Consider the following 15,582-nt stretch of genomic DNA (forward strand, 5'->3'; position numbering starts at 1 on the left):
GCTCACGGGACAGCGTTTGCAAGCGGTGTTTCTCAAGCATCCGCATTGACACCACGCTTGGAACGCACCTAGCCTGCAAACGCTGTGATGACCGCTGAACAGTGCTGCCGCACTGGCCGATACGGCATCGCGGCACGCGCCTCAGTGGGCCTCTGTCTTCAACCGCCGAACTCTCGCCTATGCGTGGGAGTCCTGTGCGGGGGAGTCCTCTGTGGGGGAGCCCGGGTCGGCGCCGAGCGCCGCCGGGAACGACAGGGCGACCACACAGCTCTGCGTCCACCGCCGTTGCGTACGGGTGCGCTGCTCGGGGTCGTCCACGGCCGGACAGCCGAAGGCCCCCGAAGGGCGCTGCTGGCGCAGCAGGAACTCCACACCGTCATGGACGACGCGGTGGTCGGCCCAGCCGAGCAGGGTCAGGCCCTGGAGCAGTACGGCCACTTCGTCCAGCTGGTAGTCCTGGCAGGCGGCCGGAAGGGCCGCGGCCAGCCGCTCCCCGACCGTACGGGCGGACGGGCCGTTGCCGGCCAGCCGGCCCGGATCGTCCCCGGCGTACTGGACCAGCCCCCTGGCGATCATCGCGGGCGGGCGGCCCTCGGCCATCAGGGGTGCCGGATCGGCGGAGCCGATGAGGGAGTGCGCGACCTCGTCGGTGAGCCAGCCCAGCCGCATCAGCTGTGTCACACCGCCCGCCGCGGCCGCGGGGACGGCCGTGAGACCGGCGAGCGCGGTGGCGGTGTCCTCGAGGAAACGGTCCAGCGTGGCACAGCTACGGTCGGTCGCCCGCAGACCGTGAGCGCAGGCGAATACCACATCGGCCCCGACGCGTCGCCAGGGGGACGGCCCCTGCTCGATGTCGACGCGCTTGACGACCGAGGCGAGCGCGGACTCGGCGAGCGAGGGTTCCCCGAGCGAACGGGCTCCGTGCGCGGCGGCGGCCGCCGCGGGCAGGGCGTCCTCGAGATCAGCGGTGGTGGCGTCCTCCGCGAGCCAGACGGTAGCGCGGCGGAGGGCGGTCGCGCGCCGTGAGCCGTCGGGTGCCGTGGCGGGCAAAGGCCGCGGGTGGCGGATGACGGAGGCGGAGCGGGCCAGCAGCCCGGCGAGCGCGGCGACGATCGTCGTGTGGTACCCCGTGGCCCAGGAGCGGTACTCCTCGTCGCCGCCTTCGAGACCGGGGCGGACGATCCCCTCCGGACCGGCGACGCGGCCGTCGGCTTCCTGAACCCCGGAGAGAAAGGCCCACGCCCGCTCCGCCTCCGCCGAGTCGCGAACGCCCAGACAGAGCAGGGCGCAGAGCAACTCCGCGACCAGGTCCGCGTTGCCCCGGTGCCGGGAGAGCAGAGAGAGCGCCTCGAGCAGTTCGACGGCCCGCGAGAGGTCGAAGCCGGCGGGCCACCGCGGGACGCGCAGTCCGAAGTCGGTGGCGTAGAAGACCGTATGGGTGATCGCGTAGATATCGCGGTCCCCGAGCCTGAGCACGGAAGGGTCGGCGCAGAAGAGGGTGAGCGGCAGCACCGCCTCGACCGGCGGCAGGTGGTGTGCCACTCCGGCCAGTTCCAGGGTGTGCAGCAGGTCCAGCTGCCGGTAGGGGATGCGCTCGAACGCGGTCGCGTAACGGCCCGCGACGGATTGCTCGATGAGGTGGTGGAACTCCGCGTCGTCCTGTCCGCACAACCGCAGCGCGGCGTGCGTTCCGGCGTACAGAAGAAGTGCGCGCTCATCACGGCCGATGAGTTCCCGGTAGGAGGGGCGCTTCGCCGCGGCATTCATCCGCTCGAAGAGCCTCGCGTAGTCTCCGTCGAAAGGCTCCGGGTCCAGCCGGGCGCGCAGTCCGACCAGCAGTGCCATCTCCACCAGTGCCTTGCGGGCGAAAAGAACCGATCCCTCTTCCGCGGTATGCGGATCGAATCGGAAGTGGTGCGCGGCCAGCCAGGAAATGGCTCGTTCCTCGACCGCGCGCCACGGTGGGGGCAGTTCGCCCGCCGCCTTCATCGGTGCCACAACTGCCCCCTCGTCACTGTCTTCCCACGGGGTCGGCCTCGCGCTGCGAGGTCGACCTCACTGCTCGGCCGCGGCGGCCTCGTCGCATTCGGCCGCGACGACGAGCACGTACTTCTCCCACGCCAGCACATAGCCCGCGACCTCGTCGAGGGTGGTGGTGGCGCGGACCAACTGCTCCAGGGGTATTTCGAGATGGACCAGTCCGGAGGTCTGAAGGAACTCCAGGGCTTTTCGGGTGTCGATGGAACAGGACATGGTGTGCCTCCATGGCTGGGAAGGGATCTCGGCGGAATTTCTCTGCCACATCGCCGAGGTGGCTCCCAGTTTGGCCATGGACCGATGAGGTGTCACTCACACCTTCATTACTCATATCATCACCGCTGGGGAATGATGAGGAGTCAGCGCCTCCCGGTGTTCCCGGTATTCATGGTGTTGTTGAGCGGGGCCCGGATTTCATCGGGCACGGCGACGGCTAGCGCCGCACCCGCCGCGACTCGCGCGAGGCGGCGCCCGCCGAGACGGCGGCGGTCAGCGCGAAGGTCAGTACGGCCGGATTGACATAGCCGGGCACCGAGTTGTCGGCGTAGCTTCCGCCATCCGTCAGCTCGCAGATGAACCGGAGGGGCACATAGTCGACGTGGTAGTCGATGACGTGCCGCACCCGCTCCCCCTGGCTCGCGATCCGGCAGGGCCGGATCGGTGAGGAGTCGGTCCCGCCGTCCTCCGCCTCCAGCACGGCACTGGCGACGATGAGCAGCCCCCAGGTGTAGAGGGCCGCCGCGGCGCAGCCCAGGAGGGCGGCGACGATCCGCAGCCGCGCACCGCGGTCGGCACGCCGCAGGCCGACCCGGCCGATGAGGCCGAGGCCGTAGCCCGCGAGGCCGAAGGTGGCGACCAGCCCGGCCGGAAGGAGCAGCAGCAGAAACATCCGCAGAGTCCATCAGGCCACCCTCGTGGCGGCTGTGGCGGAGCTCATACTTCCGGCAACAGGGGTGTCACAGCCCGCGGGCCACCGGCGCGCCGGAGCGGGCGGCCGCGCGGCCGCGCAGTCCGGCCCCGGGCCCCGGCGGCGGGTACGGACGCGAGCCCCGGACGGGATGTACGGCACCGTATAGTCATGGTCCGACGCATTCGCCCCGTCGGCCGGAGGTTCCACGTGACCGCCTCGCCCCACTCAGACCAGGTGCACGCCGGGCAGACCATCTACCGGCCGTGGACACTGCCCCTGTACGACCTGGTGGCCTTCAAAATCAACTGCCGGTTCCTCTTCCGTGTCCCGGTCTCCGAAGTGGTCGCGCTGTTCGACCGCAATGTCTCCCCCGGCCATCTGGACGTCGGCGTGGGCACCGGCTACTTCCTGGACAACTGCCGTACCCATCCGGGGCAGTCCATCACCCTGGCCGATCTGAACGAGCACTCGCTGCGCCACGCGGCGCAGCGGCTGGCCCGCTTCGACGTCACGACCGTCCGGGCCAACGCGCTGGAGCCGCTGCCACTGCCCGAGCGGGCCTTCGGCTCGGCGTCGATGAACTTCCTGCTGCACTGTGTGCCCGGCAGCATCCGGGAGAAGGCAAGGGTGCTGGACCATGTCGCGGCCTGTGTACGGCCGGGCGGACGGCTCTTCGGCGCCACGGTGCTCACCCAGGGCGTACCGGTCGGGGCGGCCGCCCGGGCCAACTTCCGGATGTGGAACCGGCGCGGTTTCATGCACAACTCCGAGGACAGCCTCGAGGAGCTGCGCACCGAACTGGCCGCCCGCTTCCCCGACCACAAGCTCACGGTCCACGGCTGCACCGCCCTCTTCGAGGCCGAAGTGGCCTGACCTCCCCGCGTACGGCAGCGGGCCCGGTCCGGCACTCCGCGTCGGCGGAGCGCCGGACCGGGCCCGGCTGTGGCGATCCTAGGAGCGGCGCGGCACCGGGATCACATAGCGGCTGAAGAGCAGGTCGCGCAGGACATCGTCACCGCCCTCCACGAGGGACACATAGCGGATGTCGCGCATCAGCTTCCCGATGGGCATCTCATGGGTGTAGCCGAGCCCGCCGAACATCTCGGAGCCCACGCTCGCCACATCCCAACCGGCCTGGCCGCAGAACATCTTGGCGGTCAGGGCGGACTTCAGGGTGCCCTGCCGGTGGAAGCCGGCGGCGGCGCCGGGACCGTTCATGAGCGCGTCATAGTCGCGGGCCGCGCGCAGAAGGTGGCTCTTCATCACATCGATCTGCATTTCCATCTGCCCGAGCCGCTGCGCGAACACCGGGTTCTCCATGAGGACACCGTCCCGCAGGGGCTTGGTCTTCGCGTAGGTCATGCAGTGGTCACGGATGCGGCGGGCGACCCCGAGCGCGGTGGCGGCGATCAGGATACGGCTGGCGTTGAGGCCGATCTCCAGCAGCCGCAGACCCGAGCCCTCGAGGCGGTTGGCGACGGGGACCCGGCAGCCCTTCAGGCTGACCTGGTAGGTGTACGAGGCGCGCAGCCCGATGACGTCCCAGCGCTTCACGATCTCGACACCGGGGGTGTCACGCGGGATCAGCACGGCGTGGTACGCCTCGGGGTCCTCGGCCGAACGGGCCACGACCACCAGGAAGTCGGCGAAGTCGGTGTTGGTGGAGAAGAACTTCTCACCCGTCACGACGAGTTCGTCGCCCTCGGTCGCCACCACGGTCTCGATCTTGGCGAGTTCGCTGCCCGCGGACCGTTCGCTGCCCAGCGTCGCGCAGAACGAGCCCCGCTCGGCCATCGGCGCGAGATAGCGGGCCTTCAGCTCCTCGGAGCCGTAGAGCTGCACGATGCTGGTGCCGAGCACCGAGATGAAGAGTGTGAACGCCACTCCCGCGTCGCCGTAGGAGATCTCGTTGACGATCTCGACGCTGTCCTCGAGGCTCAGACCACGGCCGCCGAGCTCCTCGGGCAGCCACCAGTTGGCCAGTCCGGTCTCCCGGAACTTCTCGTAGACGTCCGAGGGCTTGTCCTCGATCGCGTCCAGCTCCGTGTGGGAGCCGCTGAGACACTCCTTCACGAATGCGCGAACAGCCTTCAGGTCTTCCGGTTTCATCTCTCCACCCTTGTCGAGGTCGGCTCGAGGTCAGCACACGGGGAGCACGGGGTGCTCATTCGGAATTCGCCCGCTGCACGAGTGCCTCGATATCGAGGTCATCGATCTCGTCCAGTCCGTCGAGCGCGTCGTCCGGCAGCTCGGCGGTCTCCGTCTCCGCCACCTCCGGCTCGGGGAACAGCAGCTCCCGCAGCCGCTCCGCCAGCGCGGCGGGCGTCGGATAGTTGTAGATCACCGTGGCCGGGACATGGACCCCGGTGTCCTGCTTGACCTGGTTGCGGAACTCGACACCGCTGAGGGAGTCGAAACCGATCTCCTGGAACGACATCTCGGCGTCGATGTCGTCGGCGGACGGATAGCCCAGCACCACGGCCGCGGTCTCCAGCAGCAGGGCCACCAGCTCCTCGCGCTGCTCCTCCGGTGCGAGGAGAGCCAGCTTGCCCGCCATGGCGGACTCCCCGCTCTCCTCCGCGGCGACGGGCCGCTCGGCGGGCGCGGGCAGCGCGGGCTGGACCAGGGTGCGCAGCAGCGCGGGCACGGTGTCCTGCCACAGCGCGGCCCGCTCGATCTGCACGGGCAGTTGCAGCCGCTCGTCCGCGGCGAGTGCCGCGTCGAACAGGGCGGTGCCCCGTGCCGCCGTCAGGGGCGTCATACCGTGGCGGCGGAAGCGCGCCAGGTCGGCCTGGCCGAGGGTGCTCGCCATGCCGAGCTCCCACGGGCCCCAGGCCAGGGACAGCGCGGGCAGCCCGGTCTCGGCGCGGTGCTCGGCCAGTGCGTCGAGGAACGCGTTGGCCGCGGCGTAGTTGGCCTGGCCCGCGTTACCGACCACACCCACGACCGAGGAGTACAGCACGAAGGCCGACAGCTCCATGTCCTTGGTGAGTTCGTGCAGATGCCAGGCGGCGTCGACCTTGGGCGCGAACACCCGGTCGATCCGCTCGGACGTCATCAGCTCCACGGTGGTGTCGTCGAGGACGCCCGCCATATGGACGACCGCGGTGAGCGGCGCCTCCTCGGGAATCCGGGCGAGCTGCCCGGCCAGCGCCGCGGGGTCGGAGACATCGCAGGCCGCGTGGGTGACGTGGGCGCCGAGCTCGGTCAGCTCGGCGGCCGGTCCTGCCGCACCGGACCGGCTGAGCAGCAGGAGGTTGCGCACTCCGTGCTCGACGACCAAATGCCGGGCCAGCAACGCGCCCAGCCCGCCGGTGGCACCGGTGAGCAGCACCGTGCCGTCGGGGTCCCAGGTCTGCCGGGTGGTGGTCGAGGCGTGCGAGGAGATCAGGCGCGGGACATAGCTCCTGCCGCGCCGGAGGGCGACCTGGGGCGCCCGGGCGTCCAGGGTCTCCAGCGCGCGCCGCGACTCCTCGCTGCCGTCGGTGTCCACGAGGACGAACTGGTCGGCGTGTTCGGTCTGGGCGGAGCGCACCAGGCCCCACACCGGGGCGAGCGCCAGATCGGGCGTCTCACCGGGGAGGGCCGCCACCGCGTTCGTGGTCACGATGGCCAGTGGGCGGTCATGCGGGGCGTCCAGGCGTCGCTGCACCAGTTCGAGGGCGGCGCGGGCGCTCGCCCGCGCAGCCGCCGGGGCGTCGCCCGCTCCGTCCGCGGCGATATGCGCGAGGTCGGCCTCGACGGCCGGACGCTCCGGGTCCGGCTCGGCCGGGGACCAGCGCAGTGCGAACAGGGAGTCGGCGAGCGAGCCCCTGGACAGCTGGTCCGCCGAAGCGGGCATCAGGGCGAGCGATTCGACGGTCAGCACGGGTGCGCCGTCCGCGCCGGTCAGGGCCAGCGACACCTCGGTGTCGCTGATCCGGGCGACCCGCACCCGCAGCCGGTTTCCGGCGGGTGCGTGGCAGGCCACTCCGGACCAGGAGTAGGGCAGGACGGTGTGCGTCGGGTCGTCCGAGACCATCAGCGACAGCAGCGGGTGCAGAGCGGCGTCGAACAGGGCCGGGTGCACCGCGAATCCGCCCTTGGCGTGCGGGACATGGTCGGGCAGCCGGACCTCGCCGTAGACCTCGTCCCCGAGCCGCCAGAGGGTGTGCAGCCCCTGGAAAGCGGGGCCGTAGCCATAGCCGCGGTCGACCAGCTCCGGGTAGAAGCCGGACATGTCCACCGGTTCGGCGTCCCGCGGGGGCCAGCTGTCCATGGCGGCGGCGCGGGCCGGGGCCTTGGGGACCACCTGCCCGGCGGCGTGCCGGATCCAGGCGGTGGAGACGCCGGAGGCGGGACGGGAGTAGACCCCGACGGGGCGCCGGCCGGTCTTCCGCTCCGCCTCGCCGACGACGACCTGTACCTGTACGGCACCGTCGGCGAAGGTCAGCGGCGTGTGGAGGGTCAGCTCCTCGATGGCGTGGCAGTCGGTGCCCTCGATCGCGCGCAGCGCCATCTCCACCACGGCCGCGCCGGGGAACACGGCGTGGCCGTAGATGGCGTGGTCGGTGAGCCACGCCTCCGCGACGAGGTCGATCCGTCCGCTGAAGGCCACCTGGTCGCCGACGGCGAGTTCGGTGGCGGCGGACAGGAAGGGATGCCCCACCGGCTCGAGACCGGCGCTCGCGACATCACCGCGCGGCCTGGTCGGCTGTGCCCAGTAGCGCTGGTGGTCGAAGGCGTAGGTGGGCAGGTCGACGGGGCTGCCCACGACGCCGACTGCGGCCAGGTAGCCGCGCCAGTCGACCGGGACACCGGCGGTGTGCATCCGGGCCAGGCCCTCCGCCGCCGCGCGCGCCTCCGGACGCCCCTTGCGGACCAGCGGAATGGCCGTGAGATTGGCGTCGGTCAGGGTCTCGGCGGCCATGGCGGAGAGGACCCCGTCGGGACCGACCTCGACCAGCGCCTCGGCTCCGGCCTTCACGGCGGCGGCCACTCCGTCGGCGAAGCGGACGGCGTCGCGCACATGGCGCACCCAGTACTCGGGCTGCTCCAGCTCGCCCGGTTCGGCGATGGCGCCGGTCACATTGGACACGACGGCGAGGTGCGGGGGCGCGTACGCGACCGACTCGGCGACCTCGCGGAACGCGTCGAGCATGGGTTCCATCAGCGGTGAGTGGAAGGCGTGCGAGACCCGCAGCCGGGTGGTCTTGCGTCCGTCGGCGGCCAGGGCCGCGGCGACCTCGGTGACGGCCTTCTCCACACCGGAGATGACCACGGCCGCGGGGCCGTTGACGGCGGCGACGGAGACGGCCCGCTCATATCCGCTCAGCGCGGCCCGGACCTCGTCCTCGTTCGCCTGTACGGCCACCATGGCGCCACCGCGCGGCAGCGCGCCCATCAGACGTCCGCGGGCGGCGACCAGACGGGCCGCGTCGGCCAGGGAGAACACGCCAGCCACATGCGCGGCGGCCAGCTCACCGATGGAGTGGCCGACGAGCACCGCGGGTTCGACGCCGAGCGAGGTGAGCAGCCGGTAGGCGGCCACCTCGAAGGCGAACAGCGCGGGCTGGGTCATGGCGGTCTCGTCGAGCAGCCCGGCCACCTCGGATCCGGGCTCGGCCGAGACGACCTCGTCGACGGGGCGCTCCAGCAGGGGGTCGAGCGCGGCGCAGACCTCGCGCCAGGCGTCGGCGAAGACCGGGAAGGTCTCGATCAGCTCCCGGCTCATCCCCGGGCGCTGGCTGCCCTGTCCGGAGAACAGGACGCCGACGCTGGGCGGCGCCGACGCGTGGCCGGTGACCACGGCGGAATCGCGCCGCCCCGTGGCCAGGGCGTCCAGTCCGGCGAGCAGTTGGTCCCGGTCCGCGCCGATGACCACGGCACGGTGGTCGAAGGTGGAGCGCCGGGTGGTGAGGGACACGGCCACATCGGCCGGGTGTGCGGCGGTGTCGGCGGCGAGCGCGTCACCCAGCTTGCGGGCCTGCCCGGCCAGCGCCTTGGCACTGTGCGCCGACACCGGCCACACCAGCGCGCCGCGGGGCGCGGTGGCGGACTGCGTGGCGGGCTCGACGGGATCGCCCTGCTCGATGATCACGTGGGCGTTGGTGCCGCTGATCCCGAACGAGGAGACACCGGCGCGCCGCGGCCGGTCCGCCACCGGCCAGTCGCGCCGCTCCACCAGCAGCCGTACGGCGCCGGAGGACCAGTCGACGCGGCTCGAGGCCACCTCGGCGTGCAGCGTCCTGGGCAGCTCACCCTCGCGCATCGCCATGATCATCTTGATCACGCCCGCCACACCCGCGGCGGCCTGGGTGTGTCCGATGTTGGACTTCAACGAGCCCAGCCACAGCGGGTCCTGGCGCTCCCGGCCGTAGACGGACAGCAGCGCCTGGGCCTCGATCGGGTCGCCGAGACCGGTGCCGGTGCCGTGCGCCTCCACCGCGTCGACCTCGGCCGGGGTCAGCTCCGCCGCGGCGAGCGCCTGGCGGATCACCCGTTCCTGGGACGGGCCGTTGGGGGCGGTGAGGCCGTTGCTCTCACCGTCCTGGTTGATGGCGCTGCCGCGGAGCACGGCCAGGACGCGGCGGCCGTGGCGGCGCGCGTCGGACAGCCGCTCCAGCACCAGCACACCGACGCCCTCGGACCAGCCGGTGCCGTCGGCGTCGTCGGAGAACGCCTTGCAGCGGCCGTCGGCGGCCAGTCCGCCCTGCCGGGCGAACTCGACGAACATGCCCGGGGTGGACATCACGGTGACCCCGCCCGCGAGGGCGAGGGAGCAGTCACCGGAGCGCAGCGCCTGGGCGGCCAGGTGCAGGGCGACCAGGGAGGAGGAGCAGGCGGTGTCGACGGTGACGGCCGGTCCCTCCAGTCCGAGGGAGTAGGCGATCCGGCCGGACACCACACTGCCGGAGCCCCCGGTCAGGGCGTGGCCCGCGAGATTGTCGGACACCTCCTGGAGGCGCGGCAGATAGTCCTGGGCCATGGCGCCCATGTACACCGCGGTGGCGCTGCGGCGCAGTGCGGCCGGGTCCTGGCCCGCGTGCTCCAGCGCCTCCCACACGGCCTCCAGGGCGAGCCGCTGCTGCGGGTCCATGGCGAGGGCCTCGCGCGGGCTGATCCGGAAGAAGCCCGCGTCGAACTCGGCGGCGCCGTCCAGGAAGCCACCGGCGGGAACGAAGTCGGCGTCCGCCTCGATCTGCCAGCCGCGGTCCTCGGGGAAGCCGGTGATGGCGTCGGCCCCGTCGGCCACCAGCCGCCACAGCTCCTCGGAGGTGGTCACGCCACCGGGCAGCCGGCAGCTCATGCCGACGATCGCGATCGGGTCGTCGTCGGCGGCGGGTACGGCCCCCAGGGCGGCCGGGTCCTCGCCCGGCCCGGTGAACTGCTCGCGCAGATGCCGCACCAGCGCGGTGGGCGTCGGATAGTCGTAGGCGAGGGAGGCGGGCATCTGGAGACCGGTCGCGGTGTTGAGCCGGTCGCGCAGCTGCACCGCGGTCACCGAGTCGAAGCCGAGCTCCTTGAAGGTGTTGTCGGTGCCGATCCGGGCGGTGTCGGCGTGGCCGAGCAGCACCGCCGCCTCACCGCGCACCAGCGTCCACAGCTCCTGCTCGGACAGTCCGGTGGTGGCGGGGGCCGCCTCGGGTGCCGCGGCGGTGACGGAGGGCCGCGCCACGGGCGTCCGGGCGGCGGCGCCGTCGAACCAGTAGGTCTCGCGCTGGAAGGCGTAGGTGGGCAGCGGCACCCGCCGGGCGCCGGTGAACACCCCGCGCCAGTCCAGGTCGACGCCCCGGCTGTACAGCTCGGCCATGGACGTCAGCAGACGATGTGTCTCGTCCTCGTCGCGGCGCAGTGTGGGCTGGACGATCGCGGAGCCGACGGTGGCCGCGGCGTGCATGGTCAGCACCGGATGCGGGCTGACCTCCACGAACACACCGTATCCGTCGTCGGACAGGGCTTGGACGGTGTCGGCGAAGCGCACCGGCTCGCGCAGGTTGCGGTACCAGTACTCGGCGTCCAGCGTGGTGGGGTCGACCCGCCCGGCGACGACGGTGGAGTAGAACGCCACACCGGTGTCGGTGGTGGCGGCGCCCGCCACTCCGCTGAGCACCTCGTCCCGGATCGATTCCACATGGTCGCAGTGGGAGGCGTAGTCGACGGGGACGATCCTGGCGCGGATCTCCCTGGCCTGGCAGTCGGCGACGGCGGCGCGGACACCGTCCGGGTCACCGGAGATCACCACGGTGCCGGGCGAGTTGACCGCGCCGACGGAGACGCGGGACTGGTCCACCTGGTCGGCGGGCAGGTCCAGGACGGCCATCAGCCCCCGCCCGGACAGCTTCTCGGTGATGACACGCGCACGGGCGACGATCAGGCGGACGCCGTCGGCCAGGGAGAGGATGCCCGCCGCGGTGGCGGCGGCGATCTCGCCCTGGGAGTGGCCGATGACCGCGTCCGGCCGGAGACCCGCCGAACGCCACACCTCGGCCAGGGAGACCATGACCGCGAACAGCGCGGGCTGGACGACGTCCATGCGCTTGAGGGCGGTCTCGTCGCCGAGCACCTCCCGCAGCGACCAGCCGCCCAACTCCCGCAGCAGCTCCTCGCATTCGTCCATACGGGCGGCGAACACCTCGTTCGCCTGCCACAGGCCCTTGGCCATACCGACCCAGTGAGCGCCCTGGCCGGAGAACACCCACACCACCCGGCCGCCCCCGGCGGCGGTGCCGGTGACGACGCGCGCCGAGGGCCTGCCCTCCGCCAACGCAACCAGTCCGTCGAGCAGTTCGTCCCGGTCGGTGGCGAGCACCACACCCCGGCTCTTCAGTGCGGACCTGGTGGTGGCGGTGGAGTAGCCCACGTCCAGCGGGCGCAGCGCCGCGTCGGCGGCCACCCAGTCGTGCAGCCGACGGGCCTGGGCCCGCAGCGCCTGGGGGCTGCGCGCGGACACCAGCACCGGAATCGGTGTGCCGGGCGCGGGCTCCGCGTCCGCCGACGGCGCGGGCTCCGGCTCGGCTTCGGGGGCCGCCACCACAAGATGGCAGTTGGTGCCGCCGATACCGAAGGAGCTGACTCCGGCCAGCCGGGGCGCGTCGGACCACGGTGTGGCCTCCGCGTTGACCCGCAGCTTCCACCGCTCCAGCGGGATGTCCGGGTTCGGGCTGCGGTAGTTCAGGCTGGCGGGCAGCAGACCGTGGCGCACCGACAGGGCGACCTTGATGAGGCCGAGGACTCCCGCGGCGGCGTCGAGATGGCCGATGTTGGTCTTCACCGAGCCGACCAGCAGCGGCCGCGCGGTGTCGCGGCCCTCGCCGAAGACGGCCGCCAGGGCGCTCGCCTCGACCGGATCGCCCGCGCGGGTGCCGGTGCCGTGCAGTTCGACATAGCGCACCCGCTCGGGGGCGACTCCGGCGGCGCGGTAGGCCCCGCGCAGCAGGGCGCTCTGCGCCTCGGCGCTGGGCACGGTGAGGGCGCCGGGGCCGTCGTGGTTGACGGCGCCGCCGACCAGTACGCAGTACACCTGGTCGCCGTCGGCGACCGCGTCGGCCAGGCGCTTGAGCACGACCACGCCCGCGCCCTCGCCACGGACGAATCCATTGGCGCGGGCGTCGAAGGTGTGGCTGCGGCAGTCGGGCGACAGCGCCCCGGAGCGGGCGAAGGCGATCGTGCTCTCCGGCACCAGGTTCAGGTGGACGCCCCCGGCCAGGGCCAGACGCGCGGCCCCCGACCGCAGGCTCTCGCAGGCCATATGCACCGCGACGAGGGAGGAGGACTGTGCCGTGTCCACCGTCAGGCTCGGCCCGTGCAGCCCGAGTTGATGGGAGACCCGGTTGGCGATCAGACCACGGCTCAGACCGGCGATGGAGTGGTGGGACAGCGCGTCACCGCCGTGCCGGTGTGCCAGGGAGGCGTAGTCGTCACCGGTGGCGCCCAGGAACACCGCGGTGGCGCTGCCACGCAGGCTCTCCGGCGGGAGGAAGGCGTCTTCCAGAGCCGCCCAGCCCAGCTCGAGCACCATGCGCTGGCGCGGGTCCATCACCGCGGCCTCTCTCGGGGAGATCCCGAAGAAGTCCGCGTCGAAATCGCCGACACCGTCGACGAAGCCACCTTGTGGGTGGCTCGCCAGCTCCGCGATATCCGTGGGCCACCGGTCGGCCGGCCCGTCCGCTATGGCGTGCTCCCCCGCCTTCAGCAGCCTCCAGAAGGAGCGCACATCCTCGGCGCCGGGAACCCGGCACGACATTCCAATGACGGCGACAGCATCCTGACCCACACCGGTGAGCCCTTGCCCGCACTCGTTCACGCCCATAGAGCTCCAGCCCTCTCTTACCCCTTTGACTGCACGATCCGCGAACGGGCCCCGTGGATACACTTCGGGACGTTTTTTCGCGGATACGGGGCGGATCGGTATGCCGGGCCGGAGCGGGAGGCCGGAGCGGGAACGGACATCCGCCACGCACACACGTGTGGCCGCGCCGGAGTCCGGCGCGGCCACCTCATGAGGGCGTAGAGGTCAGACGGAGGTCACTGGGGCGTACTCGCGTGCCAGGACCGGCCGATGGCCTTGACCAGGGACGGCGTCACGAAGATACGCCGGAAGGGCAGGATGGCGGGCATATACACCTTCCCCAGCAGGCCCTTCTTCCGCACCAGCACGGCCATCTGCGCGTGATGCCTGCCGTTTCCGTCGTCCACCCAGCCGATGTGCATCGCGGCGTGAACGGTCTTGTTGACGACCTCGGTCACCCACTCGTCCGAGGTCTGGAAGACCGACTTCATCGGCACCGTCTTCAGGTCCGGGCCGCGCCGACCGTCGCGCAGGTCGTCCGGCAGCCGGTCCCGCAGGGAGGGGTCGCCCGGACCGAGGCCGTGCTTCTCCTTGTCCCAGCCGAGGATGCGGCCGAGCCGCCAGCGGATCGCGAACAGCACCTTGTACATCGGCGACGGTTCGAAGTCGGCCCCGTCACCGTCGAACTGCCGTACCAGCAGGGCCAGATCGTCGGGTCCCCCGGGAGTGTCCAGGTCCCATACGTCCTCGACCTCGAAGTCCCTGATGAACTCGTGGACCCTCCACGGCCGCTCGGTGAACGCGGTGTTCGGGAGCCTCATTCAAACCTCCGTTTCATGTGCGTCGCGGCGGACCGCCGGGGCGGACCCCGGCGACGCGCGGCGGAACAAACCTACCCGGGGCACCTGGCCCCGGGGCTCAGCCCGCGCCGATTCCGGCCGTCACCTTGCGCGGACGGAACACCATTCGGGCGCCGTTCCGCGGGATGTTGACGACCGTTCGGCTGTGCGCCGACTCCGGCTTGGCATCGGCGCGCTCGATGTCACAGGTGGTCAGGATCTCGGTCAGGGTGGCCTTCAGCTCCATGAGCGCGATCCGGTCGCCCAGGCACCGGGTGTGGCCGCCGCCGAACGGGATCCAGGTGTGCGAGGCGGGCTTCACGCCGAGGAAGCGCTCCGGCTTGAACTCATCGGGCTGCGGGTAGTTGTGCTCGTCCCGGTTGAGCAGATAGGCGCTGGCCCACAGGCGGTCACCGGGCTGGTAGCGCACACCGCCGAGCTCGATCGGCTTGACCACCTCACGGGGGACGATCTGCTGGATCGGCGGGCCGAGCCGCAGCACCTCGTGCACCACCGCGGTCAGGTACTTGTCGCCGGCGCCCTCCGCCATCTCCTCGCGCAGCCGGTCGACCACGTGCGGAGCGTGGGTGAGGAACTCCATCGCCCAGCAGATGGCCGAGGCGGTGGTCTCCGTACCGGCCAGGAACTGGGTCATGATCTCGTCGCGCATCTCGACCCGGCTGGGCTTGGTGCCGTCCGCGTTGGTGATGCCCAGCATCACGCCCAGCAGGTCGTCACCGGCGGCGCCGGACCGCTCGCGCTCCTCGATGGCCGAGTCCACCATGGCGTGCACCCGCGCACGGCGGGTCAGGAACTCCTTGACGCCGTTGGGCCGGAACAGCTTCATGCGCTTCATCTTGCCTTCCGGGAGCATATGGAAGGGCTTCATCGTCGACGGACGGGAGTTGAACTCCAGCATCTTCATCACCTCCTCGAACATCTCGTCCTCACACGAGGGACGGTGCTCGCCGAAGAGCACCTCGAGGATCACCTTGGTGGTGTAGTGGTGGGCGAAGCGGTGCACCGCGAAGGCCCGGTCGCGCGGCCAGGAGGCGACCGTCTCCTTGGCCAGCCGGTACACCTCCTTCTCGACACGCTTCAGCGCGTCACCGCGGAAGCTCGGCATCACACTGCGCCGCCGCGCGGTGTGCTCCTCCTCGTCCAGCCAGGCGAGACCGTTCTGGCCGGTCCACTTCTCGATGGGGGTGTTGCTGGAACCGGTGTGCAGGACGTCCCGGGGGGCCAGGAACATCTGCTTGACGTCCTCCGGTGCCGAGATCACATAGAGCGGGACACCGGGGATGATCGTCACGCGGAACCGGCTGCCGTGTGCGGCGCGGGCGCTCTTCAGGAAGGGCTCCGGACGGGCCCAGATGCTGAGCACCTGACGCAGCCGTGCCATATCCACCGCGGGCAGCGAGGAGGACGGGATGACCTCCTTCGGGGCGGGTGAGGAGTGGTCTATCGGGCACTTGCCCCCGGATGCGACCGCCGCGTCCTGAGCGTTGCTGGAGTGGTCCATTTAC

General features: G+C 71.5%; 8 protein-coding genes. 1 reads left to right on the forward strand and 7 read right to left on the reverse strand.

Annotated elements, in window-relative coordinates; genetic code table 11:
- Nucleotides 1-177: 177 nt before the first annotated feature.
- From AB0C66_RS13480 to AB0C66_RS13490, 3 genes are all read right to left on the reverse strand, one after another.
- The gene (locus tag AB0C66_RS13480; RefSeq protein ID WP_362437375.1) at nt 178-1,989 is read right to left on the reverse strand and encodes a hypothetical protein; all 1,812 of its coding nucleotides are present in this window, start codon (nt 1,987-1,989) and stop codon (nt 178-180) included.
- A gap of 66 nt (nt 1,990-2,055) precedes the next feature.
- Nucleotides 2,056-2,253, reverse strand: coding sequence for a hypothetical protein (locus AB0C66_RS13485; RefSeq protein WP_176184458.1), 198 nt, complete (start codon nt 2,251-2,253; stop codon nt 2,056-2,058).
- Nucleotides 2,254-2,470: 217 nt separating this feature from the next.
- Nucleotides 2,471-2,926: a hypothetical protein gene (locus AB0C66_RS13490; protein WP_362436754.1), complete on the reverse strand. Its 456-nt coding sequence runs from the start codon at nt 2,924-2,926 to the stop codon at nt 2,471-2,473.
- Between the two features lie 228 nt (nt 2,927-3,154).
- Between AB0C66_RS13490 and AB0C66_RS13495 the strand changes: the two genes are divergently transcribed.
- Nucleotides 3,155-3,820, forward strand: coding sequence for a methyltransferase (locus AB0C66_RS13495; protein WP_362436756.1), 666 nt, complete (start codon nt 3,155-3,157; stop codon nt 3,818-3,820).
- A 78-nt stretch (nt 3,821-3,898) separates the two neighbouring features.
- Here the strand turns inward: AB0C66_RS13495 and AB0C66_RS13500 are convergent, their stop codons facing one another.
- The 4 genes from AB0C66_RS13500 to AB0C66_RS13515 all read right to left on the reverse strand — a co-directional run bounded on the left by AB0C66_RS13500 (nt 3,899) and on the right by AB0C66_RS13515 (nt 15,578).
- Nucleotides 3,899-5,056, reverse strand: coding sequence for an acyl-CoA dehydrogenase family protein (locus AB0C66_RS13500; protein ID WP_362436758.1), 1,158 nt, complete (start codon nt 5,054-5,056; stop codon nt 3,899-3,901).
- A gap of 55 nt (nt 5,057-5,111) precedes the next feature.
- Nucleotides 5,112-13,238 carry a type I polyketide synthase gene (locus AB0C66_RS13505; RefSeq protein WP_362436760.1) on the reverse strand — a complete coding sequence of 2,709 codons (8,127 nt, stop codon included), beginning with the start codon at nt 13,236-13,238 and terminating at the stop codon, nt 5,112-5,114.
- Nucleotides 13,239-13,453: 215 nt separating this feature from the next.
- Nucleotides 13,454-14,038 (reverse strand): DUF2867 domain-containing protein, encoded by a 585-nt coding sequence (locus AB0C66_RS13510; protein ID WP_362436762.1) that lies wholly within the window; start codon nt 14,036-14,038, stop codon nt 13,454-13,456.
- Between the two features lie 97 nt (nt 14,039-14,135).
- Nucleotides 14,136-15,578, reverse strand: a complete 1,443-nt coding sequence (locus AB0C66_RS13515; protein ID WP_362436764.1) for a cytochrome P450 — start codon at nt 15,576-15,578, stop codon at nt 14,136-14,138.
- Nucleotides 15,579-15,582 lie beyond the last annotated feature (4 nt).

The organism is Streptomyces sp. NPDC048636 (assembly GCF_040650655.1).
In the GTDB taxonomy this organism is placed as follows: Bacteria; Actinomycetota; Actinomycetes; order Streptomycetales; family Streptomycetaceae; genus Streptomyces.